This is a genomic window from Luminiphilus sp. nBUS_16 (genome assembly GCF_051201645.1).
Taxonomy (GTDB): Bacteria; Pseudomonadota; Gammaproteobacteria; order Pseudomonadales; family Halieaceae; genus Luminiphilus.
Window position 1 is genome coordinate 1070652 of sequence record NZ_CP179205.1, and the last position, 20911, is coordinate 1091562.

Below are 20911 nucleotides of genomic sequence, written 5' to 3' on the forward strand. Positions count from 1 at the left end.
GCGATGGATCAAAGCATGTCTGTATCAATAAAGCATGACTGTACCAATGTAGAACTATGGCAGGTCAGTCATAGCTCTGACTGACGCGTAATACTAAAAGGACCGATTATGAATTTGAAAAAGCTTCGCCTGGCAATAGTCGGCGTCACGCTGGTATTTTTTGTGATCGTGGCCAGCGGCTGTGCGATGGACGCAGACGAAGAGCAAGCGCCTTTGCCAATGACGAGCGACGAGGAGTCCACAGACTGGACGTTGCTGGGAAACTCTTCTGACATGCAGCACCACTCCGGTCTGAGTCAGATCAACACTGAGACGGTGTCGGGCTTGGGGCTCGCTTGGGCGGTCGATCTCCCCACCCGGGATGGGCTGGTTGGCAATCCCCTCATCAGAAATGGACGCATCTTCCAGAGCGGGTCGCAGAGCCAGGTGTTTGCCAACGATCTTGAGACGGGAGAACTGCTCTGGACTTACGAACCTCTTGCGGACAGGCCCCCGAGCTCGTTTCTCGAGACCTGGTTGCGAAGCCTAAATAGGGGGCTCGCACTGTACGAAGACCTCGTCATTGTCGGCACCTCCGACTGTCGGCTCGTTGCTATTGATCAAGAGACTGGGATCGAGAAATGGCAGGTGGAAACCTGCGATGGCGAACAAAACCACATGATCACTGGTGCGCCACGTATTGGCGGCGGCAAGGTCTTCATTGGCAACTCCTGTGCTGATATGGGTCTCAATCGTGGTCATGTAGATGCCGTTGATGCGAAGACCGGTCAACACCTGTGGCGCTTTTACACGGTGCCAGGCGATCCAGATGAGCCGCAGGACAGTGAGCTTTACGAGATGGCGTTGAAGACCTGGGGCGACGGGTGGTATGAAAAGACCAGAGGCTGCGGCAGTGTCTGGGACGCTATGGTTTACGATTCCGAGTTGGACCAACTCATCATCGGAACCGGCGCGCCGGCACCTTCGGATCCGACGAAACGCGGTAATGATGCAGGCGATGAGCTCTTTACCAGTGCCGTTGTCGCGCTGGATGCTCAGACGGGTGCGTACCGATGGCATTTCACGCAGGTGCCGGGTAATGCATGGAATTACGAGCCCGCTGTCGGACTCATGATGGCTACCCTGCCGCTCGATGGTGTGGAAAAGCGCGTCGTGCTGAGTGTGCCAAAGAACGGCTTCGTCTATCTCCTGGATGCAAAGACCGGGAAGTTCATTTCGGGGCGTAATTACGTGCCGGTCAACTGGGCGAAAGGCCTTGACGAGACCGGGCGACCGATCTCCGACCCGGCTGCACGCTATTGGGAGGCGGCCGAGGGCGAGCCTACGATCATACTACCCAGCAACGCGGGTGCGCACGACTGGACTGCGCTTGCCTTTGACCCACAGAAGAACGTGCTTTTCATCCCTGCGATGACGACGCCAGAACGCCGCGAGCGTAATGCCACTGGCGAGTTTAGCTACGATCACCGGCAGGCTGACGACGGAGACCCACAAGGGCAGGCCTTTGGGGAGCTTGTTGCCTGGGATCCGATCAGCCAGAGCAATGTATGGCGTCATCGCAATGCTTTGCCCTACAACGGCGGTGCGATGCACACGGCGGGAGGGCTGGTCTTTCAGGGAACAGCCGAGGGCTACCTGAACGCCTACGACGCTGCCTCGGGAGAGCAGCTGGGATCCTTCACAGCCGGAGGGGCCATTCGCGCTGCTCCTGCGACAGCGGTGGCAGGCGGTCGCCAGTACATCATTGTGCCGGCAGGTGCGCCCTCTACGTCCGCCGCCTCGGCCGGACTGACAGACTACAGCTCGACGCGGGAGTCGCGCAGTCGGCCGCGGCTGTTGGCCTTTGTCTTGGGAGGTGACGCTGCTACGCCCCAGTGGGCGAGCCAGCCGACCTTCACAAAGCCTATGGTCGATCGGTATCCCGCTGAGATGTCAGCGATGGGGGAGGCGATATACGAGGGCGCGGGATGCGTGGCATGCCACGGATACGGCGGCCAATCTGTCGGTGGCGCGGCACCCGATCTGCGTGTGCGCCTGCCCGTAAATATCGAGCACCTGAAAGCCGTGCTGGGTGGAGCACTCGCGCCCCGTATGCCCGAAATAGCGCTGGACGACGCCAGCACGGAGGCGCTATACGCTTACCTTGTTAACACCGCCTGGAACGCACACGAAGGTGACAATGCAAAATGATGGTCGGCCGTGGGGTGAGCGCTTGGTGCGGCCACCACGGCCACTTCAAAACATCGCGGCTTTGCACGACATCGAGGGTTGAAGTTTTGCCTTCACCGTGAAGAAGGCAATAGGCTACCAACCTTGGGCTTTCATCATGGCTTTGGTTTCGGCAACAACCTTCTCTCGATAATGGGTCTTCATATTCCACGTGCCCAAAAAGCCCTTGAGACAAGAAAGTTCTCGCCCGCTTTGAAGTTGTTTCGTTTGCCATCGATGTGAGTCAGTGTGACTTCTCCCTGCAGAATATGCACGTATTCGTCACGAGGGGAGTTTTTTTTATTTCGAACAGCACAGGCATTGATTCATGCACGGTGATAGTGACTTCGCACGAGTGCAGAACCCTCATTCAGTTGGCTTGCGGTCCTCCTCGCTCGTCCTCGGGGAAAGGCGGAATCTTATCGAGTGACGCTTTCATAACGGCGTCTGGATATAAAGGGATGAGCTCTGGAGCGCCTGGCTTTACGTGCTTGCTACTGCCAGGGGCAGAAGGAGCTTTAACAATATTCTTTTCATTATTCTCGCTTCCTAGCTTGATTTAAATTAGGAATCCACTTTACATGTCATATGACATGCCAGTATTATTAGACAGTCCTGTAAAATAATAATATACTTTACATTGCTGTATAAATAAAAAATGAGTTACACACATAACACGGCGGGAGTGGTGAAATGAAAACCCTACGAAAAACCCTGATTGCGACGGCGATAGCCGGTTTTGTCACGCCTTTTGTGGCCCATGCTGAGCTTGAAGAAATTATTGTCACTGCCCAGAAGCGGGAGCAGAGCCTTCAGGACGTGTCTATCGCGATCTCAGCGTTTGACAGCACACAGCTGGCTGAGTTGGGGCTGACGAGCCTGGAGCAACTGCCCCTGATAATTCCCAACGTGGAACTCTCTGATGCTAGAGGTGCTGGTCAGCCCACCTGGGTTATTCGTGGCGCAGGATTGGAGGACTTTAACACCAACAACACGCCAGTCTCCGCTATTTTCTACGACGAAGTGTATATGACCTCGAACGCGCTCGGCGGCATCGGCTTGTTTGATGTGGACCGCGTCGAGGTGCTCAAAGGTCCGCAAGGTGGGCTCTATGGTAGAAATGCTACGGGCGGCGCCATCAGAATTCTATCTGCGAAGCCTGACATGAACGAGACAAGCGGTTTCGTGCGAGGGACCTATGGTCAATGGGATCGATGGAGTCTGGAGGGTGCCATAGGCGGACCCATTATTGAAAATAAACTGGCCTACCGGCTTGCGGTCAATACTGATCAGGGTGGTGGTTGGCAGGATTCTCTGACGACTCCGGAGGATGACGAGCATGGCGATCGCGATTTTCAGGCGGTAAGAGCGCAGCTGTTATTTACCCCCAGTGATGAATTAGAAGTTTTACTCAAAATCGATTCTGGTAGGGATCAGTCGGAAACCACCATGCCGCGCTTGACGGGTACGTACAGTACTGCCTATGACTTTGATTATTGTGGTGCGATCTACCAAGGGAGGCGTGATGACTCGAGCTGTATCGGGTTCCATAACCTAGTTGATGCGCTGTATGGATTTACGCTGGGTCTGCCGACTCCCGCTGACCAGAAAACCAACGGCGAAACGGTGGTCTCTAACCCTATTAATAGGCTGGATAACGAATGGACGGGTTATAACCTCAACATTGATTGGGACCTAGGAAGTACCACTTTCAAATCGATCACGTCTTACTACGAGTACGACTACTTCCAGTTCTTCGATTATGACGCCACACCACTTGTCTTTGTTTCCAGTGTCGATGGCTTCCCTGATGGGATCACCAACTTCGAGCAATGGTCCCAGGAGTTTCGTCTGACATCTACTAGTGACGGGCCTTTGAGCTGGCTCGTGGGTGCCACTTATGCAGAAGATACCAACGAGAGCCAGCAAGCCTTCTCGGTGCAGGCATTAGCAGACTTGGGCTTTGTGGAGTTTCAGGAGGCCACCGCTGATTACACGCAAGATACCGAAACCTGGGCGCTGTATGGCCAAGTGGGATATGACTTAACCGAGCGCCTAAACCTTCATGGTTCGCTTCGCTACACGGATGAAGACAAGGGCATTAACTACCTGTCAACGGTCTTTATTAGTGGGTTTGCGGTTCCTCTTGGTGATGTCGAAGGTTTTGAGACCTCTTTGGAAGAAAACTGGTCCGGTCACATTGGCTTGGATTGGCATGTATCTGACCACACCATGGTGTACGCCAGACTGTCTCGGGGCTTTAAGTCGGGCGGCTTCTTTGCGGCATTTACCGACAACAATGACCAGCTGACACCCTACGCCGAGGAGATCAACGATTCGTACGAGATCGGTATCAAGTCGAACCCTACCGACGACCTGCAGATTAACGCGGCGGCGTTCTTCTATGACTACCAAGACGCTCAGGGGGGAATTATGGTTCCATCAGATGGTTCCCCTTCGGGCACCCTCTCGACGATTGGCACAGTGGGTGATGCCGAGCACTATGGCGCGGAAGTAGACCTGTTATGGGCGCCGTCTAGCCTGCCCGGTTTTCAGCTTGGTGTGTCTGCGGGCTGGCTTGACGCTGAGATAAGCGACTCAGATGAAACGTCTTTAGATCAACTCGGCCAGGTCCAGTCTCTGCAGGGTGTGGATCGCCAGTGGTCACCTAAATCGAGCTACACCATCAGCGCCCGACAGGAAGTCACCTTTGCGGGCAATCTGCTCGGTAGTATTGGAGCGATATATAGTTGGCGCGACGACCCACTCACTCGGGCTATGCAGCTAGGGGACGTGGATTACGGAATGATACGGGTCGAAGCCTATGGCCTGCTGAGCCTGCGCATTGCGCTGGCACACCTTGACCAGGGCTGGCAGATCGCGCTCAGGGCCGACAACCTGGCGGATGAAGAGTACGTCACTATGTCTTCTGGAGACGGTGGTGGTAGCTACTGGGATGTGCCCGGCCGGCCCCGGAGTGTGACGGCTGAGTTGCGGTACGATTTCTAGATCGCGACACCCTATCACTGAAACCGCTGGGCAACTGCTCGCGGTTTCACGTTTTGTTCAGAAGCTAAAGATGGATTCATGCCGAAGTTGACAATCTTGCAATCGGTACTGATTCTCAATTTTTCACAACGCGCCTCCACTTTTGGTATCTGATTATGTACTACGCCACGGTCGTTACGCTGTTACTGCTTATCTTCTCTGGCCAAACCGTTAACAGTCAGGAGTCATCTTCAGAGCCAGCGCCAGTGATGCCGATTGCCATTGATCAGGGCTATCTGGAAGGCAGAGGACTGACTCGCGTTGATCCATCAGAGTTCGATGGCGAAAATGTAACGCGAGATGATGACTTCACTTCGGATTCCTATACCCACGCTTTTTACGCTGGGAAAATCTTCGTTGCCGTCTACGAGGCTGGGCCCGGCAGGGTCTACATTGATGGTGCTGTTTATGACGAATTTGTTCAAGTTTTGGAAGGGCGCCTCATACTCACTCCCGATGGCGGGGATGCTATCGAGTTCAAGCAGGGCGAGTCCTTGGTGGTGCCCCAGGGGTATAAAGGTTATTGGTACATGCCTGAAAAGTATCGGGAGCTCATCATCATCAATACAGATTATGCTCAAACAGAAGGTGGGCCATAAATAAATGGTCCTCTGCCCCAATGCAGTCTCAGCGCCTTTGAGACGTGTTCGTATCGACGCAGGCACGGCCAAATGACCGATTCAAACGCTACGGCCAGCCCTGAAGAGGTGGTCAGGGCCTATTACGCGGATATTTCGGCGGGCCGCTTTGACAGAGCTGCTGCGCGTCTGTCACCTGATAGCACGCTCTGGATTCTGGGGGAGGGGCACTGGCCACTGGGCGGCCGCCATGATCTCTCCAGCCTGAAAAAAATACACGCTACTGTCGCGGAACGCTTTCCCCACGGTCTGACGGTCACTATCACGGGTATGACCGTCGAGGGTGAGCGCGTTGCAGTAGAGGCAGAGTCCTTAGGTACGCGCATTGACGGTGAGATCTACCGAAACAGCTATCACTACTTGATACTTGTCAGAGGCGGGTTGATCTGTGGGCGGCGCGAGTACCTAGATACTATTCATGCTAACGAGATGCTTTGTGGTCCCCTCGGTAATTAGTCCAAGGGCTCACTGAAGCTGTCTATGTTGCTGTGGGGGAAGCTGTGTCGTTGCTCAGCCTGCTGAGTACGCCGCCGCAATAGCGCAGTAATTTTAAGGCTGGGGTTCACTTTGACCCGGTTCGAAGCAGACCACGCTATCTCTAATCGCGTTAATGAGAGTGACGCTTTATATTATGCCGGTGCGGTTTTTGATTCTCCACGGCAGTAAACCCCCATGGCAAATGCCCCAACCCAGGCTAGCAGCATGAAAGTGCTGTAGTCGGTGATTTCACTCAGTGGAATTATACCGGTCACCAGAAAGCCGTAGAAGACCGGATAGATAATACCGAAGAGGCCTAAACTGATCGCGGCGACCTTCGCACTGGTTGAGAGCTGAAACAGTGGGCGAGCAACCAACAACCCGAACAGAGACCAAAGCCATAGCCCTAGGTAATCGAAGTAGGTGGTCAGGCTGTAAGGATAAGCCTGGCTATTAATGGACAACAGTGTCAGCCCGGGTTCCTGGCTGTGTGCACCAGCGGCCAGGTCTTGAGCGATCAGGGGGACAACCCAAAGCTCGGTGCCCTTGGTGATTATGATCGCCATAGTGCCCAGCGCCAGCATGATACCGCCAGAGACTGCAGCCAGGGGGTTAACGCGGTACACCTTCCAGCAGGTAGCGGCGAAAACCGCGGCAAGTGTGAACACCTGAACAATTTGGGTGACCCAGCTCAGCACAAAGGCGCCGTTGTTCTCATTAAGCCAGGCGATTTTTTCGGCGGCGGTGCTGCCAGCGGGGGCATCATAGACTCCGAACATACTCACGACTGTGAACACGAAAAGAACAATAGCTGAGAGATAGGCAACTTTGTTGATTTGACTGTCTAATCGGGCGGTGGTGCTCATAGCGAGTTCCTCTGACAATGATTGTTAGCTGACGTACCCATTACTTCACTTTTTCCACAACGGCATTGATGTCTAGGTCCAGTTCCACGCGGCGTCGGTGATAGCGCCAGCTACCCTCCGTTCGCTTCAGTTCATCGATGTACCAGCCTGATGCGACAAATTCGTTGCGCGTTCCTTCTCCGTCCTGGAGCACCGTGAGCATGCGTACACGTTGCCGGGCCGCGTCATTGGTGATATCCAGTTCGGGTTCGGTGGTAACGTGCACGGCTGTTGTCGTGGCATTGCAGCGGGCCGCAATTTGCTCACGCCCAACGTAAATTCCCTCGCCACAAATAGTGAACTCGGCATCTTTGGTGAAGAGGTTGGCGTACGACTTGCCGTCTGCGAGGTCGGCATAGCGGTTGTACTTGGCGTTGAGTTGTCGTATCGCCACATAATCCGAAAGGTATTGCAGCTCGTTATTCTCCATGACCGAATCTCTTGAGGGTTTAATCGTTATGCGGCGCTGTCATCTGCCTTCTGCTCGCTCTCCAGCTGCTCATTGACGGCGCGCCAGGCTGCATCGATCGCGCCGTTGAGGTAGGCCTTATTCTCCGAGTCAGAGTTTGCAATGCTGATACGGCCATAGGGTTTGCGACCCAGTTCGTGGGGGGCTTTCCCCGTGGGCCACTCTGGGTCGTACAGTTCCATATAATCGTAGGCGTAGCCGTGTGACCACCGGTTAATGGTGATTGCTTCGATGTCCCGGTCGGCGTCGAAGCCGAAGGGACCAAACATGCCGGTTAGCTGCTCGCGTATGTCCTGCTCATAGTCGGCGAAGGTCGTGGTATACAGTTTGTGCCTGGCTTGGCGATACAGGTCGCGGCCGGTCTGGCTGCCGTTGTTCCTGTCCGTAGGCGATGTCAGCATGTAGATGACCATGGGTGAATCGGGATCGTCGTTTGTCTTGTAATCACCGATCGAAACGGGTGGCGCGCTGGATACCAGGTGGTAGTGACTGGTTGGGCAGTGAAATACCTCAACGCCTGCTTTGTTAAAGGCCTGGCGATTACGAATCAGGACGTTGGTCGCCAGCAGTGGCACTTTGACGCTGTAGCGCAGGCTCTCCTTCTGCTCCTCGGGCATGTCTGGGCAAAGGTGGGGGATCAGTCCGTTGTAGCAAGCTAGAACACAATGCTTGGCTTTGACCCGGTAGGCTGCCCCTTTGGTAACGTAGGCTACTGAAACGGTGCCGTCGGGATTGTTGCTCGCGTTAACCGCCGAGCTGTTTAAGCGAAGCTTCACCGGATGGTTCGGCAAGTCCAGTTTGCCGTAGTCGAATTGAGCCGTGACTACGTCTTCAATAGTGCCACCGGAGGCCACTGCGGGAATCAGTCGACGCACCATTTGCCGGGTCAGGGAAGCATTGCCATCGGGCATCCAGACGATATCGGACTCTTCCATAATCAGGCTGTCTGCGAGAACTGTATAGGCTTCCTCTCCAAGGACACTGAAGCCCGGCACTCCCCACTTAACCGCCTCGGCAATCGATATGGAATCGGGGTATAGGCAGAAGGTGACGCCGATGATGGTGTTCCATAGGGATGAGGTGGGTTCTGCCAGTCCAACGTAATCCGACAAGAACGTCTGGTAACTCGTGGTCTTGAGGAAGTGTTTGATGTCCTTCTCTGGTATTGTTTTCTGGAGCTCAAGAGTACCCTCCACAAACGCGATGAGCTTTTGTTGCTCGGATTTCGATACCGTCAGGGATTGGATAAGCTCTGGGTAGTTGCCCATGCCGAACCAGGTGCCCATCCAGGGACCGTTGATAATTTTGTCTTCACCGAAATGTTTGCTATCGGTATACAGGCCAACGTCAACTTCCGCGTCTGCCATGCCCCAGCTGGGCGCCATGGCATCCCGCACCTTGTTTAGGTCAAAGCCCAGCTCACTGATCAGTCTTTTGGATTGCTGGGAGTAGAGGTGAGAATCCTGGAAGTTACCGCTACCACCGGGACCGAGTAACATCTGGCCCTGACTATGAAATTCATTGCGCCGGGCATGGCCGCCAAAGTCATCGTGGTTGTCCAGCACTAGGATGCGTGCATCTTTGCCGGCCTTCTGCTGATAGAACAGGGCGGCAGCTAGGCCGCTAATACCCGCGCCTACCACGACCAGATCGTATTCTTCGTTGAGCGCCTGATAGCTCGAAGGTTTCTCTCCGCGCCAGGCTAGGGCGTGGGAACTTTCGAAAGCACCGTCATGACTGCCGCGAATACCCGTCAACGCAGGCGGGTAGTAGTTGCCTGCGCGCCCCGATGCTGACTTTACTGCCGCCGCTAGCGCAGTCTGTGGGCCCATTGTGGCCGCGCCGGCCAGACTGACGGTAACGCCGTTGAGAAAGTCCCTTCGTGTGATGTGCTTAGCCAATTTGTTCATTCTCTCTCAGCTGTTTTATTGTTCCAGCAGTTTGTTAAGTAGGTTCGTGTCTAGGAATTCGGTAATGCTGCAGATCTTGCCGTCTCGGTAGCGGAGTAGGTGTACGTACTCGTTGTCGTAAGTCATGCCTGAGCGGCCCTTTGCTGTTCCGTTGAACTGCACAAAGGCGATACCGTCTGCCGTCACAATGTCATTGACGGTGATTGCAACACCGTTCTCATCGATATGCTGGAAGACCTTCATCCAGCAATTTTCCAGAATGTCCTGCATGCCTTTAAATTCACGGCCCAGTTCCGGATGGCCACCAATGGGCCTAAAGGAAATGTCGTCGGTTGCGTACTGAAATGCGCCTGCTAGGTCCCCGCTGTTAATCGCATTGGAAAACGCTGTGTAAACCTGCTCTTCAGTGCTCTTGCTCATGGGTAATCCTGTGTCAGTAATATGTCTTTGAGTCGTTGGCTGTTCACCAGGTCAGTGGCAGCCTCGCTAGAGAGACAACGGCACCTAGGTTGACATCAATTTCAGCGCCTTCCTCGATGCCAAATGCCGGCACACGGTTAAGCCATTCCTCCAGTGCCACCCGCATCTCAAGCCTGGCAAGGTTAGAGCCCATGCAGCGGTGTGGTCCAAAAACAAAGGCACAGTGCCGGTTGGGAGATCGCTCGAAGTTCGCTTCCAAGGAATTTTCAAACTCCTTTTCATCGAGACTGGCGACCGCTGTAATGCAGTTGACGAAATCGCCTTTTTTCAACTGTACGCCGTGAAAGACAACGTCTTCGGTGACGCTGCGCCTCACTTCTACCACCGAGTGCATTCGGAAAAATTCTTCGATAGCGCCAGGGATCAGATGCGGGTTGTCCCGCAGCTGCTGCTGTGCTTTTGGATTCGCCGCGAGATAGCGCCAGGCGAAGCCCAACGATGAGGCAACCGTATCTAATCCGCCGACAAACAGCAGGAAATACATGCCCAGTATCTCCTTGTCGGTGAGCTCACGATCGTCCACCGTAAAACCGAGAATTGCTGTGGCAAGATCTTCTGCAGGATCAGCGCGCTTTGTCGCCAGCATGTCAACGAGGTAATTGTAGATATCCCGAGCCGCCTGAGCGCGGGTTTCAATGGTGTTGGAGACATGCAGCAGTTTGTATTCATAGTCGAGGATTTTGTCGAAGTCCGAAGGCGGCATCCCGAACAGATCCATAAATATTCGCACTGGAAATTGCACGGCAAAGTCATCAATAAATTCACATCGGCCTTGCGCTTGAAACTTTTTCAGTAGCGTTACGGCTGTGGCGCGCACGGCATCCTCTCTGGGCGCGATTTCTCGTGGCGACAGCGGCTTATTGAAATGAATTCTGTATTTTATGTGTTCGGGCGGATCGATTTCGAGGGGGATTAGATCAAGTTCCTGGCCCAGCAGAAAGGAAAAGCCTGTGCCATTTTTAGAGGAAAAAAGCTCGGGGCTTTGCAGAACTTCCTTCATGATAGTGCCGTCAGAAATCGACCAGCCACCGGCACCTTGAAAAGCGGCTGGATTGTAGAAAATGGGTGGCGCTTCTTTGTGCAGATTGGCAAATACTTCGAATGGATTCTTCTTCAGTTCCGGGTGAGTTTCGCCGTCCAGAGGTAAGACCAATTCTTGCGGGACATGGTCAGGTACCGTGTAATCGAACATGTGGGTCATACTGGTGCGCCTGTAAGTCAGCAGGAGGGCTTGTTGTAAGCTTGTGATAGGCTCAAAGATTACATAAACTGTACACAGCTGTAAAGTTAAATTCAGGCAATCGATATGACGGCGCTACCGTTTACGCATGCGCCTTTTTGCACGGGAAATGGGATGGCTTCTTGCTAGATTCGAAACGGGTTGTTTTCAGCGGAGCAGGGCAATCGGCGGTCGGTCGCAAGCTTGAGCGATCTGCAATTGACTTGACGCTCGATGCTTCACTGGAAGCCATTGCCCATGCTGGCCTGAGTGTTTCGGATATTGATGGTCTCTGCTCATACCCCGGGGTACGCAAAGACATTTCTCCCGGGTTTGGTCCGGTAGCGCTGGCTGACGTGAAGAATGCCATGGGGCTTAAGTTGAGTTGGCACTCCGCCGGTTGGGAAGGGCCGGCCCAAGCCGGGGCGATCGTTAATGCCTGTGCTGCTGTGGCCAGTGGCCTGTGTCGCCACGTTTTGGTATTTCGTACGGTGACGGAGGCTTCGTCGGTTACAGCGGATCGCAAGGCTAGTGTTTCAGGAACGGGGGGTGATCGAATTTCGGGTCCCTTCCAATGGATGGTGCCCTTCAGGGGTTACTCAGCCGTAAATACCGTTGCGCTTTATGCCCAGCGGCACTTTCATGATTTTGGTACAACTCGTGAAACATTGGGCGAGATTGCGATCAACAATCGGCGCAATGCGGCGCTGAATCCCAAGGCGGTATTTACTGAGGCGCTCGATATGGATGATTATCTGAGCGCACGCATGATCAGTTCGCCGCTGTGCCTGTTCGATTGTGATGTGCCGGTAGATGCCAGTACGGCGATTATTGTATCCCGTGCCGAAGCCGCGCAGGATGTTGCCAGCCCTGTGTATCTTGAGTCGATGGGTTGTGCGTTGCACGGGCAGGATTCCTGGGACAACTATTCTCCAAATCTGACCGAGATGGCTGCCCACGACGCAGCCTGCGCGATGTGGTCGCAGACAGATCTGACCCCTGCAGATGTTGAAACGGCGCAGTTGTACGATGGCTTTTCCATGTTAACGTTGTCTTGGATAGAGGCGCTGGGTTTCTGCGGCAGGGGCGAGGCCAGTGATTTTCTGAAGGGCGGGGGCAATATAGCTCGAGAGGGTAGGCTACCGCTGAATACCAATGGCGGCCAGCTATCAGGGGGGCGCACCCATGGCTTTGGCTACTTTTACGAGGCGATTATGCAACTCAGGGGAGAGGCGGGTGAACGGCAGTTGGCCAGGCGTCCAAAGGTGGCTGCTGTGGCGAACGGCGGTGGCCCGCTCGGTTCCTGTTTCCTGCTCAGAACAGACTAGCATTGCCCAGTGTGGGCGCGGGCTAGCTCGAATTTCTAATCCCATTACATGCGTATGGCACCGTCGAGACGAATGGTTTCGCCATTAAGGTAAGGGTTCTCGGCAATTTGGGTCGCCAGCAGGGCGAATTCCTCGGGCTGTCCCAAGCGCTTCGGATACTGCACCATGCGCTCCAGCCCCTGGCGAAAATCTTCTGGCATGGCCATCATGGCGGGGGTACCCATCAGTCCCGGCGCAATCACGTTGATGCGTACGCCCAGCTCGGCGAGATCCCGGGCGATAGGCAGGGTCATGCCAACAATGCCAGCCTTACTGGCGCTATAGGCAGCCTGGCCCTTCTGACCATCCATGTAGGCCACGGAGGCGGTGTTGATAACAACGCCTTTTTCTTCACCTTCGTTGGCACTCATCTTTTCGACGGCGAGCCTCAGCACATTGAAAGTGCCCACTAGGTTTACATTAATGACGTTTTGGAACTGGTCCAGTGGGTGTGGACCCTTACGGCTACTGTAGGTTTTTGCACTGGGGCCGAAGCCTGCGCAGTTGATGCAGACATGAATAGCGCCGAAGTCTTCCACAACCTGATGAATATTGGTCGCAACGTTCTCTTCGCTGATGACATTAGTCTCGTAATACTTGATCTGTCCGGGGTGTGCTTCGACCAGTGTCTTGACGTCACCCTCCTGTAGGTCAAAGACCGCGACCTTGGCACCCTTGGCGAGAAACGCCTTCGCTGCGGCCATGCCCAGGCCGCCCGAGCCGCCCGTGATGATGGCGATTTTATGCTGTAAATCCATGTTTCTCTCCGTCAGTGACTGCTCGACCGCAGATCGGTATTAGGCGTGTTCCTGATTGTATTTGGCGACCTCGAACTGAATCAGATCGGTAAGATTGTTCGCTGGCGGCTGTGGTAGTAGAACCTCGCCATGCTCCTTTGAGGGGAGCAGGATGACGGCGTTGCCCAGGCTAGATTTTTCACCTGCCCGGTTCACGCACCACACGTCTAGGTGCACCTCAAATCGGCCGTCCCGCTCCTGTTTGTCAGTCACCTCGCCATGTAGCCATGAGGTGTCACCCAGAAAGTTGAACTTCCGGTGCTGCACTGAAAATTTCCACAACCAGCCGTCGTCCCCCATCCAGTTGGTCATTAGGTGGGTGAGCCATACCTCGCGTTGACCGCCATAGTCGTAGGGCCCCGGGAAACCAAGTTCCTTTGCCCAGTCTTCCTGCCAGTGGCAGCGCTGCACCGTATCGGGTACCCCGAGGTGATCCTTAGGGAACAGACTGGGTATTTTTTTGCGTACGTCGTGTGTCAGCTTGAACGCCCCCGGGGGCGAAATCTGCAGGCCCCATCCCATGTGCCAGAGAATCAGGTCGGTGAGTTTGAGCGGGCCCTTAACCATTTTTGGCAGGGTCTCACCTACAGTTACATCTTCCCAGTAGCGGGGGCTTGCCCCTCTGCGAATGTCGTTCTCTGCCTCGTAGCAGGCATCGATTTCAGCAAGTTCCTCATCACTGTAGGGCTCGGGTAGTGACATGATCTTCTTTTTCTTCTCGGGCTTTTGGTCACCCTTGGCCTGGTTGCGTTCGTTAGCGATAAACAGCCCTCGCCGTGCGGCGACAGGCTCCCCATCTTGGTTTCGCTGGAAGATCCCGCGTACCTCATGAATCGACTTGCCGCCGAAGCGACCCTCTGTCAGTCGGGTGCCGACCAGGGCCTTACGCAAGTAGCAGCGATCCTCTTCCTTTAACGGCTTCCACCATTCGAAAGTCATTTCTGCCTGATAGGCACCCAGCCCGCTGAGTGGGTCCCCTTTAAGCTTTTTCTTAAGTTCCGGGGGCAGGGGAGGGACGTCATTTTCTCCCATGGTGTAGGTAAACCCCGGCGCGGTGATCAGGCCACCCCAGCGGGAATCTTTGGCATAGTTGGCATCACAGTAGAGCGGGTTGTCATCGCCATAGCCCCAGCAGAAATGGCGCGAGCCGTCCTGGGTAACCACGTCATTGTGGTAACGGCGGGGTTCCGGTACTTCTATGCCAACGCGTTCTTGCATCCTGTGCAGTGTCGAGTGAGTAATTTTTCCCGCATCTGCTGGCTCGCTTTGTTTGGCACTCATTGGCTTAGTTCCTATTAACAGATCTGTATTGTATATTAGCTTTACAGTAGTGACTAGTAATATAGGGCGGCGAGATTGTTGGTGACATAGGCAGGGGGTTCTCCTGCTGTGCTAGAGCCAGTATCAATCACCGCGTGTACGCTGGCCCGGGTTTCAGAGTTGCCGTGGGTGATGAGACGAGCTACCCCTGCTCAGTTCGTTCAGCTGCCATTAGCGGGGCTATCTTCCGCTTGAAACTGGTTCAGGTTTGTAGGCAGGGTTTGCCTTTTTAATCACAAAGCACCTCATACGTTACGATTGGTTAGCGCTGGCGAACGTCTTAAATCTGATTGCGCTGACGATCGAGTTCGCTTTTGAGATCGCCAGCGGTTATCCCGCCGCTCAGCTTTGCACCACCTATGATGAACGAAGGTGTGCCCGTGATGTCGAGGACTTCTGCCAGCGCGCGCATCTCCTTTAGGTATTGATGGACCTGCGGGTCGCGCATATCCACCTGCAGTGTTTCGACGTCGAGCCCGACTTCTGCAGCTGTGGCGAAAATCAGTGTCATATCCAGCTCTGAATCTATCGTCATCAAAGCGTGATGGAATTCCGGAAAGAGGCCCTGCCGGTGAGCAGCGACGGCTGCCCGCGCAGCCATGATCGAGTGGCTGCCATAGATGGGAAGTTGGCCGTATACATAGCGAATACCGGGCTCTGTGGCGCGGACCTGTTGTAGCTCAGGGTAACTGACCCTGCACGGAACGCACTGATAGTCGTAAAACTCGATAATGGTGATATCTGTGTTTGTGCTGCCTGAAGAGGGCGTGAGCGGTGATACCAACAATTCCTGGTGAGCGCTTAATATTGATTGTCGTTCCTCGGCAACCCGACCTTGTCCGCGGCGTAACAGTGCTCTACGGATCGCATCGCTCACTGCTTCATCGTCGAACACGATGTCAGGATGCATGAGGAGGTATTCTCTCACCAGGTCGGGATCAATATTACCCGTTGAGGATGGACCGGAGTCACTGGAGCCACAGGCTACGGCGGCGAGGACCAAGATGAGCGCGACAAAATTTCTTAGGGCACGGTACATGCAGTTTTTGGCTTCCTGGCAGTGCGCTACTGATTCGCCTTGATAACAAAAGAGTGCGACTCGCGTAATGCTGTTGTAATGAGCAGGGAGCCGTCCTCCTGCCATGAGGTCCCCGGAGGTAACGGGCCGCCTTTACTGATGTCACCCAGATATGCTCCGTCCTTTAGTAACGCATAGGTCTTGTCCGTTCCCAACTGACGGACTGTGAACGAGACGGTGCTGCTTGCTACAGGTCCAGCGACTAGCGTTACGACAAGAGCGTCTTTTTCGCGATCAAAAACGGCCTGCGTGACACTGGCTTCAAGGTAGTCGATATCGCTGATGAACGGGTCTGCGAAGTGGGACTTCTCCCAGGGTCGGTTATAGATCTCCCAGAGTCCGTCTTTCGGATTGATGCTCGCAAAGCCGACTAGGACGTTGCCCGTCAACGGACCCACGTTATGAATGTACCCCAGCCAGTCCCGAAAGAAGTTGTATATATAAAACCTTGTGTGCGGATAGTAGTAGCCCCCGTCCTTCCACGTCGGCTCGAAGTGCGCGTCGGCGTAATCGATCATTGTCTGTACCGTGTCAGTATCGCCAACCTCAGAAGCTAAGAGGGCAAAAAAACCGAAGTCGAACGAAACGCCCCACCCCATGTTTTCGAAGGGCCAGCCTCTTAGCAATGATGGAAAGTAGCGTTCTTTCTGATCTGGATAAATGCTCTCGATATATTCCTTGTCCCAAACGTGCTGGGCGTGACCATTCCAACCATCAGCCCAGGCATAGGTTGCAGGGACAACTTCATCCTCTTTAACTTTCATAAAATACATCGTGGTATTTGTTTCGGGGTCAATATAGTTACGCTTTTGCATAACCTTCTTAAACTCTTTGCGGACCTTTACCGAAAGCTCCGTACCATTTTCTAGGTCGTAGGACATAAGGCCGAGAATAGGGTGCTGGTTGCACTCGGCGTAAACGGCATTGCGCTCGCACTCAATACCGCGGTAATGATCCTCCTCAAATTGATTGGCGATGACCTTGGTCAGTCGATTGAAGTCATATTTCATTTCGATGGGACCCTGGCCATATTCAACCGGTGCGAAGCGAAATGTGAGAGCGCCCGGTTCCTCGTAGCGATTGTCGTCGAACAAGTTTTGGTGCAGGCCCACCATCTGTAAAAGATGACCGCTATACATAATGTTCTTTTTAATATTGGGGTCGATCCAGCCGTACCAGTCATCTTCGGTATAGGTGGTCATGGCCTCCATACCGGCTTCGATTTCAGTGCGGTCCGTTAGATCAAATTTGCTCACATGTGCCCAATAGTCCCACACATCTTTGTAGATCATCCTCTGAATCAGTCTCGCCGATGCGTTTTGGTAAAGATCGCGATGGGCGGGTGTATAGTGATAGTGAGTAGTAGCTAAGGCGTATTGCGCAAAGGCAATCTGAAACTGGTATGCGTGGAAGTTCATATAGTAGACGGGATCAGTTTCACCCATTAGCGAGAAATCGCCATCAAGCTGGTTTGCCAAATTAATCATGTGGCGCACATGGCCCATCTGCTGGGTCGAGAGTGCGGGATAACTTGCTGGGTCAGGATCTGGATCGGCAGCGAGGCCCGCGCGTGGGATAAGAAGCGCGATTGCCAGAGCTGTTGATGCGAGGAATGCGGCAACTGCCTTTTTTAAATGCATGCTTGTTGTTTCTGCTTTACACGATTGATAACAAAAATGAACGGATGATAGTATCCGGCATGTCATATGACATGTAAAGTGTGAAAAGAAATCTTGAGATAACGGGTCAAATAATTACCAAGGGTAGAAACCATGCCAAGTGAAGCATCAATCGGCGTGAAAGCAGCCGTCATACGCGAGAAGTCCGGGGAATTTCATATTGAGGATTTGTGCCTAGAGACGCCACGCCGTGACGAGGTTCTCGTACGAATAGCAGGTGTTGGAGTCTGCCATACAGACCTCGTGTGTCGAGATCAGTATTTTCCAGTGCCCTTACCCTGTGTATTTGGCCATGAGGGCTCTGGCATTGTCGAGAGCGTCGGGGAGTCAGTCACTAAGGTGAAGCCTGGCGATCGCGTTGTGCTCAGCTATCTCTCCTGTGGTGAATGTGAGCCTTGCCTCGAACACAGTCCGGGATACTGCCACGAGCTCTACGGTTGTAACTTCGCCGCGACTCGTCGCGATGCCTCCACAACCCTGCGCAAGGGTAGTGAAGTTATTCACGGTAACTTCTTCAATCAATCCTCTTTTGCAACCCATGCCTTAGCCACTGAAAAGAACACGGTTAAGGTACCCGACGACGTTCCGCTCGATCTATTGGGTCCGCTGGGCTGCGGCGTTCAGACCGGAGCCGGCGCCGTAATGAACTCGCTCAATCCGCGACCCGGTATGAGTATTGCGATATTTGGCTGCGGCTCTGTAGGGCTCGCCGCAGTGATGGCGGCAAAGGTCGCAGGATGTAGTCAAATCATCGCCGTCGACCCCAATGCTTCGCGCCTTGAGTTGGCGCGTGAATTAGGTGCTACCCATGCTATCGATCCGACCCAGGGCGACCCCATCGAGGGTATCCATCAAATCAGGCCGACGGGTGTTCACTACACGCTGGAGTGCACAGGGATACCCGAGGTCCTCCGGCAAGCTGTGGATTCTCTGACGTTGACCGGGGTATGTGGTCTCATTGGCGTATCGCCTGTGGGCACAGAGTGTGCGATCGATATGAACAGTATTATGTTTGGCCGCAGCCTGCGCGGCATCATCGAAGGTGACAGTGTTCCCGATGTATTCATCCCCAGGTTGATAGAGTTATACAAACAGGGCCGCTTCCCGTTTGACAAGCTGATCACATTCTACAAACTCGAAGACATCAATAAAGCGGTCGAAGACACTGAGCAGGGGAAAGTGATCAAGGCGGTTTTGCGGCCTTAAAGGCCATCATCGGCGTAGTTTTTTCGGAGAGCAATATGGGCTATTGGTACCTGGCAATCGCAATAGTGGCTGAAGTGCTAGCAACAAGTGCACTCAAGGAGTCACAAGGTTTTTCCAAGCTGCTGCCAACGCTGCTGGTAATGGCGGGCTACGGCGCTTCGTTCTACTTTCTCTCGCTTGTCCTCCAAACGATTCCGATAGGTGTCGCCTATGCACTGTGGGCTGGGCTCGGCATTGTACTAATAACCATCGTGGGCGCAGTGGTCTTCGGCCAAAAAATGGATTTAGCGGCCATTTTGGGTATCGCCCTGATTATTAGTGGCGTTGTTGTCCTGCGGGTATTTTCCAGCGCAGACACTTAAGAAGGCCCCAGAAACAATGTCGAGGCATGCTTCAGTTACTGGGTCTCTAACGCGGAATAAAGTATGAGTAAGGTGTTCATTATTGGTGCTACCGGAGGCGTGGGTTCAAGACTGGGTCCAATGCTGGTTGAAGCAGGACACGGGGTGACAGGGCTACATCGTCACCCTGACCAAGCAGATAAACTGCTGAGTGCAGGTATTACCCCTTGGCTTGGTGACATTATGTTCATGTCAGTGGAAGACTTGGCTGCAGCCACGCGGGATTGCGATGTCGTTGTATTCTCGGCCGGTGCCGCTGGCAGTGGGCCTGAGCGGACCACCGCCATCGATGGGGAAGGTGTCATTAAAACTGTTCATGCAGCCCGGGCAAATGGTATAGCGCGTGTCTATTTGGTCTCCGCCTTTATGGATGCGGGTCGCGCTCAGCCGAGAAAAGACGGCTTCGAGCACTATATGAAAGTGAAGCGACAGGCAGACAATGCTTTGGCTCAATCGGAATTAGACTGGGTCATTCTGCGCCCCGGAACGCTTGTCAGTGAGGACGGTAATGGCAGGGTAAACGCAGGACTGGCCATTAGCTACGGTTCCGTAGCTCGAGGCAACGTCGCCAGGATGTTGGCAGCCCTCATCGATACCCCCGCTATTCGTCGAGAAATTATAGAGATTACAGACGGTGATATTCCGGTGCAGGATGCCGTGATGTCGCTCCAAAGATAGTATTTTTACGCTCGCGGAAACGGTCGAAATGAAGCTCAATAAAGTACACCCTGACTATCAAAGTTCGGCGCGTTGGATCCCGGCGCTGCCCTATCATTGGCCGCCTGTTCGCATGCTGGTGAACGCTTTGGTGAAGCTGATACCCCCCTTTAGGGGGGATGCACAGACCACAGTTCGTTGGGCAGTGCATGGACCATCACGTAGCAAGATATACCAGCCGGCAAGTCCGGCAAGCGATGCCGCGCTGTTGTGGATTCACGGCGGCGGTTATTTGTGCTTTAGCGCCAATACTGACGATGCTACCTGCCGTCGCCTCGTGGATGCCCTGGGTATTACCGTGGTATCGGTCGATTACCGCTCAGCGCCCCAAAGCGCCTTTCCCGCGGCGCTGGATGATTGTGTGGCTAGCTGGGAATGGCTGCAACAGCACAGTGTAGAGCTAGGTATCGATCCGCAGCGGGTCGTTGTCGCCGGTGAGAGCGCCGGTGGTGGGCTGGCCGCGACGCTGGCGCAGCGATTACTCGATGAGGGTGGCCCACCCCCCGTGGCGCAATGGCTATTGGCCCCCATGCTTGACGATCGCACCGCCACACGTGAGGACTTAACGGCGGAGCAGCATTTCGTGTGGAACAACCGCAACAACTGGGGGGGATGGCAACAGTACCTGGGACAGGATCCCGGTTTGCCCGAGGCCCCCACCCACGCTGTAGCGGCACGCCGGGAATCGCTCGCCGGCCTGCCCGAGACTTTGCTGACCATTGGCGATTTGGATTTGTTCCATGAGGAGTGCGTGACCTACGCCGAGCGACTGCAATCCGACGGGGTCGCTTGTGAGTTGTTTGTCACCGAGGGGGGGGTGCACGGTATGGAAACACTGTTGCCGGCGTCCCCGCCGGGCCGGCTGCACTGGGACGCAGTGTTCGCTTTCCTAGGACGAAAGCTGGATCTCAATCAAGATCGCAGTAACCCGAACTAGTTGGCGTTCCCGGTCATTCACAGGGTTGCAATGAATGTCAGTCCGACTCCCGAGA

General features: G+C 54.2%; 19 protein-coding genes. 9 read left to right on the forward strand and 10 right to left on the reverse strand.

Features of this window, described 5'->3' with window-relative positions; all coding sequences use genetic code 11:
• The first annotated feature begins 108 nt into the window (after window positions 1–108).
• The gene (locus tag ACMAY6_RS04840) at window positions 109–2190 is read left to right on the forward strand and encodes a PQQ-binding-like beta-propeller repeat protein (protein WP_435214920.1); all 2082 of its coding nucleotides are present in this window, start codon (window positions 109–111) and stop codon (window positions 2188–2190) included.
• Window positions 2191–2369: 179 nt separating this feature from the next.
• On the opposite strand, the gene ACMAY6_RS04845 is transcribed toward ACMAY6_RS04840, so the two are convergent.
• Complete coding sequence (locus tag ACMAY6_RS04845; protein WP_435215954.1) at window positions 2370–2534, reverse strand: cupin domain-containing protein; 165 nt, start codon at window positions 2532–2534, stop codon at window positions 2370–2372.
• Window positions 2535–2901: 367 nt separating this feature from the next.
• Between ACMAY6_RS04845 and ACMAY6_RS04850 the strand changes: the two genes are divergently transcribed.
• The 3 genes from ACMAY6_RS04850 (at window position 2902) to ACMAY6_RS04860 (ending at window position 6350) form a co-directional block, all read left to right on the forward strand.
• Complete coding sequence (locus tag ACMAY6_RS04850) at window positions 2902–5217, forward strand: TonB-dependent receptor (RefSeq protein WP_435214922.1); 2316 nt, start codon at window positions 2902–2904, stop codon at window positions 5215–5217.
• Between the two features lie 155 nt (window positions 5218–5372).
• Window positions 5373–5855, forward strand: a complete 483-nt coding sequence (locus tag ACMAY6_RS04855; protein WP_435214924.1) for a cupin domain-containing protein — start codon at window positions 5373–5375, stop codon at window positions 5853–5855.
• A 72-nt stretch (window positions 5856–5927) separates the two neighbouring features.
• Complete coding sequence (locus ACMAY6_RS04860) at window positions 5928–6350, forward strand: nuclear transport factor 2 family protein (RefSeq protein WP_435214926.1); 423 nt, start codon at window positions 5928–5930, stop codon at window positions 6348–6350.
• A gap of 173 nt (window positions 6351–6523) precedes the next feature.
• Here the strand turns inward: ACMAY6_RS04860 and ACMAY6_RS04865 are convergent, their stop codons facing one another.
• Genes ACMAY6_RS04865 through ACMAY6_RS04885 form a run of 5 tightly spaced genes read right to left on the reverse strand, consistent with a single transcriptional unit; the run spans window position 6524 to window position 11336 of the window.
• Window positions 6524–7237: a hypothetical protein gene (locus ACMAY6_RS04865; RefSeq protein WP_435214928.1), complete on the reverse strand. Its 714-nt coding sequence runs from the start codon at window positions 7235–7237 to the stop codon at window positions 6524–6526.
• A gap of 40 nt (window positions 7238–7277) precedes the next feature.
• Window positions 7278–7706: a nuclear transport factor 2 family protein gene (locus ACMAY6_RS04870; protein WP_435214929.1), complete on the reverse strand. Its 429-nt coding sequence runs from the start codon at window positions 7704–7706 to the stop codon at window positions 7278–7280.
• 26 nt (window positions 7707–7732) lie between these two features.
• The gene (locus tag ACMAY6_RS04875; RefSeq protein WP_435214931.1) at window positions 7733–9655 is read right to left on the reverse strand and encodes an NAD(P)-binding protein; all 1923 of its coding nucleotides are present in this window, start codon (window positions 9653–9655) and stop codon (window positions 7733–7735) included.
• A gap of 15 nt (window positions 9656–9670) precedes the next feature.
• Window positions 9671–10075 (reverse strand): nuclear transport factor 2 family protein, encoded by a 405-nt coding sequence (locus ACMAY6_RS04880; RefSeq protein WP_435214933.1) that lies wholly within the window; start codon window positions 10073–10075, stop codon window positions 9671–9673.
• A gap of 43 nt (window positions 10076–10118) precedes the next feature.
• Window positions 10119–11336 carry a cytochrome P450 gene (locus tag ACMAY6_RS04885; protein WP_435214935.1) on the reverse strand — a complete coding sequence of 406 codons (1218 nt, stop codon included), beginning with the start codon at window positions 11334–11336 and terminating at the stop codon, window positions 10119–10121.
• A 161-nt stretch (window positions 11337–11497) separates the two neighbouring features.
• Here ACMAY6_RS04885 and ACMAY6_RS04890 point away from each other — a divergent pair, with 161 nt between their 5' ends.
• The gene (locus tag ACMAY6_RS04890; protein ID WP_435214936.1) at window positions 11498–12682 is read left to right on the forward strand and encodes a thiolase family protein; all 1185 of its coding nucleotides are present in this window, start codon (window positions 11498–11500) and stop codon (window positions 12680–12682) included.
• A gap of 44 nt (window positions 12683–12726) precedes the next feature.
• On the opposite strand, the gene ACMAY6_RS04895 is transcribed toward ACMAY6_RS04890, so the two are convergent.
• From ACMAY6_RS04895 to ACMAY6_RS04910, 4 genes are all read right to left on the reverse strand, one after another.
• Window positions 12727–13479, reverse strand: coding sequence for an SDR family NAD(P)-dependent oxidoreductase (locus tag ACMAY6_RS04895; RefSeq protein ID WP_435214938.1), 753 nt, complete (start codon window positions 13477–13479; stop codon window positions 12727–12729).
• 39 nt (window positions 13480–13518) lie between these two features.
• Window positions 13519–14799: an FAS1-like dehydratase domain-containing protein gene (locus ACMAY6_RS04900; protein WP_435214940.1), complete on the reverse strand. Its 1281-nt coding sequence runs from the start codon at window positions 14797–14799 to the stop codon at window positions 13519–13521.
• Between the two features lie 319 nt (window positions 14800–15118).
• Window positions 15119–15877 carry a DsbA family protein gene (locus ACMAY6_RS04905; RefSeq protein ID WP_435214942.1) on the reverse strand — a complete coding sequence of 253 codons (759 nt, stop codon included), beginning with the start codon at window positions 15875–15877 and terminating at the stop codon, window positions 15119–15121.
• Window positions 15878–15903: 26 nt separating this feature from the next.
• Window positions 15904–17556 carry a hypothetical protein gene (locus ACMAY6_RS04910; protein ID WP_435214943.1) on the reverse strand — a complete coding sequence of 551 codons (1653 nt, stop codon included), beginning with the start codon at window positions 17554–17556 and terminating at the stop codon, window positions 15904–15906.
• Window positions 17557–17688: 132 nt separating this feature from the next.
• Between ACMAY6_RS04910 and ACMAY6_RS04915 the strand changes: the two genes are divergently transcribed.
• The 4 genes from ACMAY6_RS04915 (at window position 17689) to ACMAY6_RS04930 (ending at window position 20856) form a co-directional block, all read left to right on the forward strand.
• Entirely contained in the window at window positions 17689–18801 is a 1113-nt protein-coding gene (locus ACMAY6_RS04915) for an NAD(P)-dependent alcohol dehydrogenase (RefSeq protein WP_435214945.1), read from the forward strand.
• Window positions 18802–18836: 35 nt separating this feature from the next.
• On the forward strand, window positions 18837–19163 hold the full coding sequence (locus tag ACMAY6_RS04920) for a DMT family transporter (RefSeq protein ID WP_435214946.1): 327 nt from the start codon (window positions 18837–18839) through the stop codon (window positions 19161–19163).
• A 63-nt stretch (window positions 19164–19226) separates the two neighbouring features.
• Window positions 19227–19880 (forward strand): SDR family oxidoreductase, encoded by a 654-nt coding sequence (locus ACMAY6_RS04925; RefSeq protein ID WP_435214948.1) that lies wholly within the window; start codon window positions 19227–19229, stop codon window positions 19878–19880.
• A gap of 28 nt (window positions 19881–19908) precedes the next feature.
• On the forward strand, window positions 19909–20856 hold the full coding sequence (locus tag ACMAY6_RS04930; protein ID WP_435214950.1) for an alpha/beta hydrolase: 948 nt from the start codon (window positions 19909–19911) through the stop codon (window positions 20854–20856).
• Window positions 20857–20911 lie beyond the last annotated feature (55 nt).

Excerpts from the sequence above, each read along its gene's own strand:
- ACMAY6_RS04840 (WP_435214920.1), top strand. The coding sequence starts at position 109 with ATGAATTTGAAAAAGCTTCGCCTGGCAATAGTCGGCGTCACGCTGGTA.
- ACMAY6_RS04850 (WP_435214922.1), top strand. The coding sequence starts at position 2,902 with ATGAAAACCCTACGAAAAACCCTGATTGCGACGGCGATAGCCGGTTTT.
- ACMAY6_RS04855 (WP_435214924.1), top strand. The coding sequence starts at position 5,373 with ATGTACTACGCCACGGTCGTTACGCTGTTACTGCTTATCTTCTCTGGC.
- ACMAY6_RS04860 (WP_435214926.1), top strand. The coding sequence starts at position 5,928 with ATGACCGATTCAAACGCTACGGCCAGCCCTGAAGAGGTGGTCAGGGCC.
- ACMAY6_RS04865 (WP_435214928.1), bottom strand. The coding sequence starts at position 7,237 with ATGAGCACCACCGCCCGATTAGACAGTCAAATCAACAAAGTTGCCTAT.
- ACMAY6_RS04870 (WP_435214929.1), bottom strand. The coding sequence starts at position 7,706 with ATGGAGAATAACGAGCTGCAATACCTTTCGGATTATGTGGCGATACGA.
- ACMAY6_RS04875 (WP_435214931.1), bottom strand. The coding sequence starts at position 9,655 with ATGAACAAATTGGCTAAGCACATCACACGAAGGGACTTTCTCAACGGC.
- ACMAY6_RS04880 (WP_435214933.1), bottom strand. The coding sequence starts at position 10,075 with ATGAGCAAGAGCACTGAAGAGCAGGTTTACACAGCGTTTTCCAATGCG.
- ACMAY6_RS04885 (WP_435214935.1), bottom strand. The coding sequence starts at position 11,336 with ATGACCCACATGTTCGATTACACGGTACCTGACCATGTCCCGCAAGAA.
- ACMAY6_RS04895 (WP_435214938.1), bottom strand. The coding sequence starts at position 13,479 with ATGGATTTACAGCATAAAATCGCCATCATCACGGGCGGCTCGGGCGGC.
- ACMAY6_RS04900 (WP_435214940.1), bottom strand. The coding sequence starts at position 14,799 with ATGAGTGCCAAACAAAGCGAGCCAGCAGATGCGGGAAAAATTACTCAC.
- ACMAY6_RS04905 (WP_435214942.1), bottom strand. The coding sequence starts at position 15,877 with ATGTACCGTGCCCTAAGAAATTTTGTCGCGCTCATCTTGGTCCTCGCC.
- ACMAY6_RS04910 (WP_435214943.1), bottom strand. The coding sequence starts at position 17,556 with ATGCATTTAAAAAAGGCAGTTGCCGCATTCCTCGCATCAACAGCTCTG.
- ACMAY6_RS04915 (WP_435214945.1), top strand. The coding sequence starts at position 17,689 with ATGCCAAGTGAAGCATCAATCGGCGTGAAAGCAGCCGTCATACGCGAG.
- ACMAY6_RS04920 (WP_435214946.1), top strand. The coding sequence starts at position 18,837 with ATGGGCTATTGGTACCTGGCAATCGCAATAGTGGCTGAAGTGCTAGCA.
- ACMAY6_RS04925 (WP_435214948.1), top strand. The coding sequence starts at position 19,227 with ATGAGTAAGGTGTTCATTATTGGTGCTACCGGAGGCGTGGGTTCAAGA.
- ACMAY6_RS04930 (WP_435214950.1), top strand. The coding sequence starts at position 19,909 with ATGAAGCTCAATAAAGTACACCCTGACTATCAAAGTTCGGCGCGTTGG.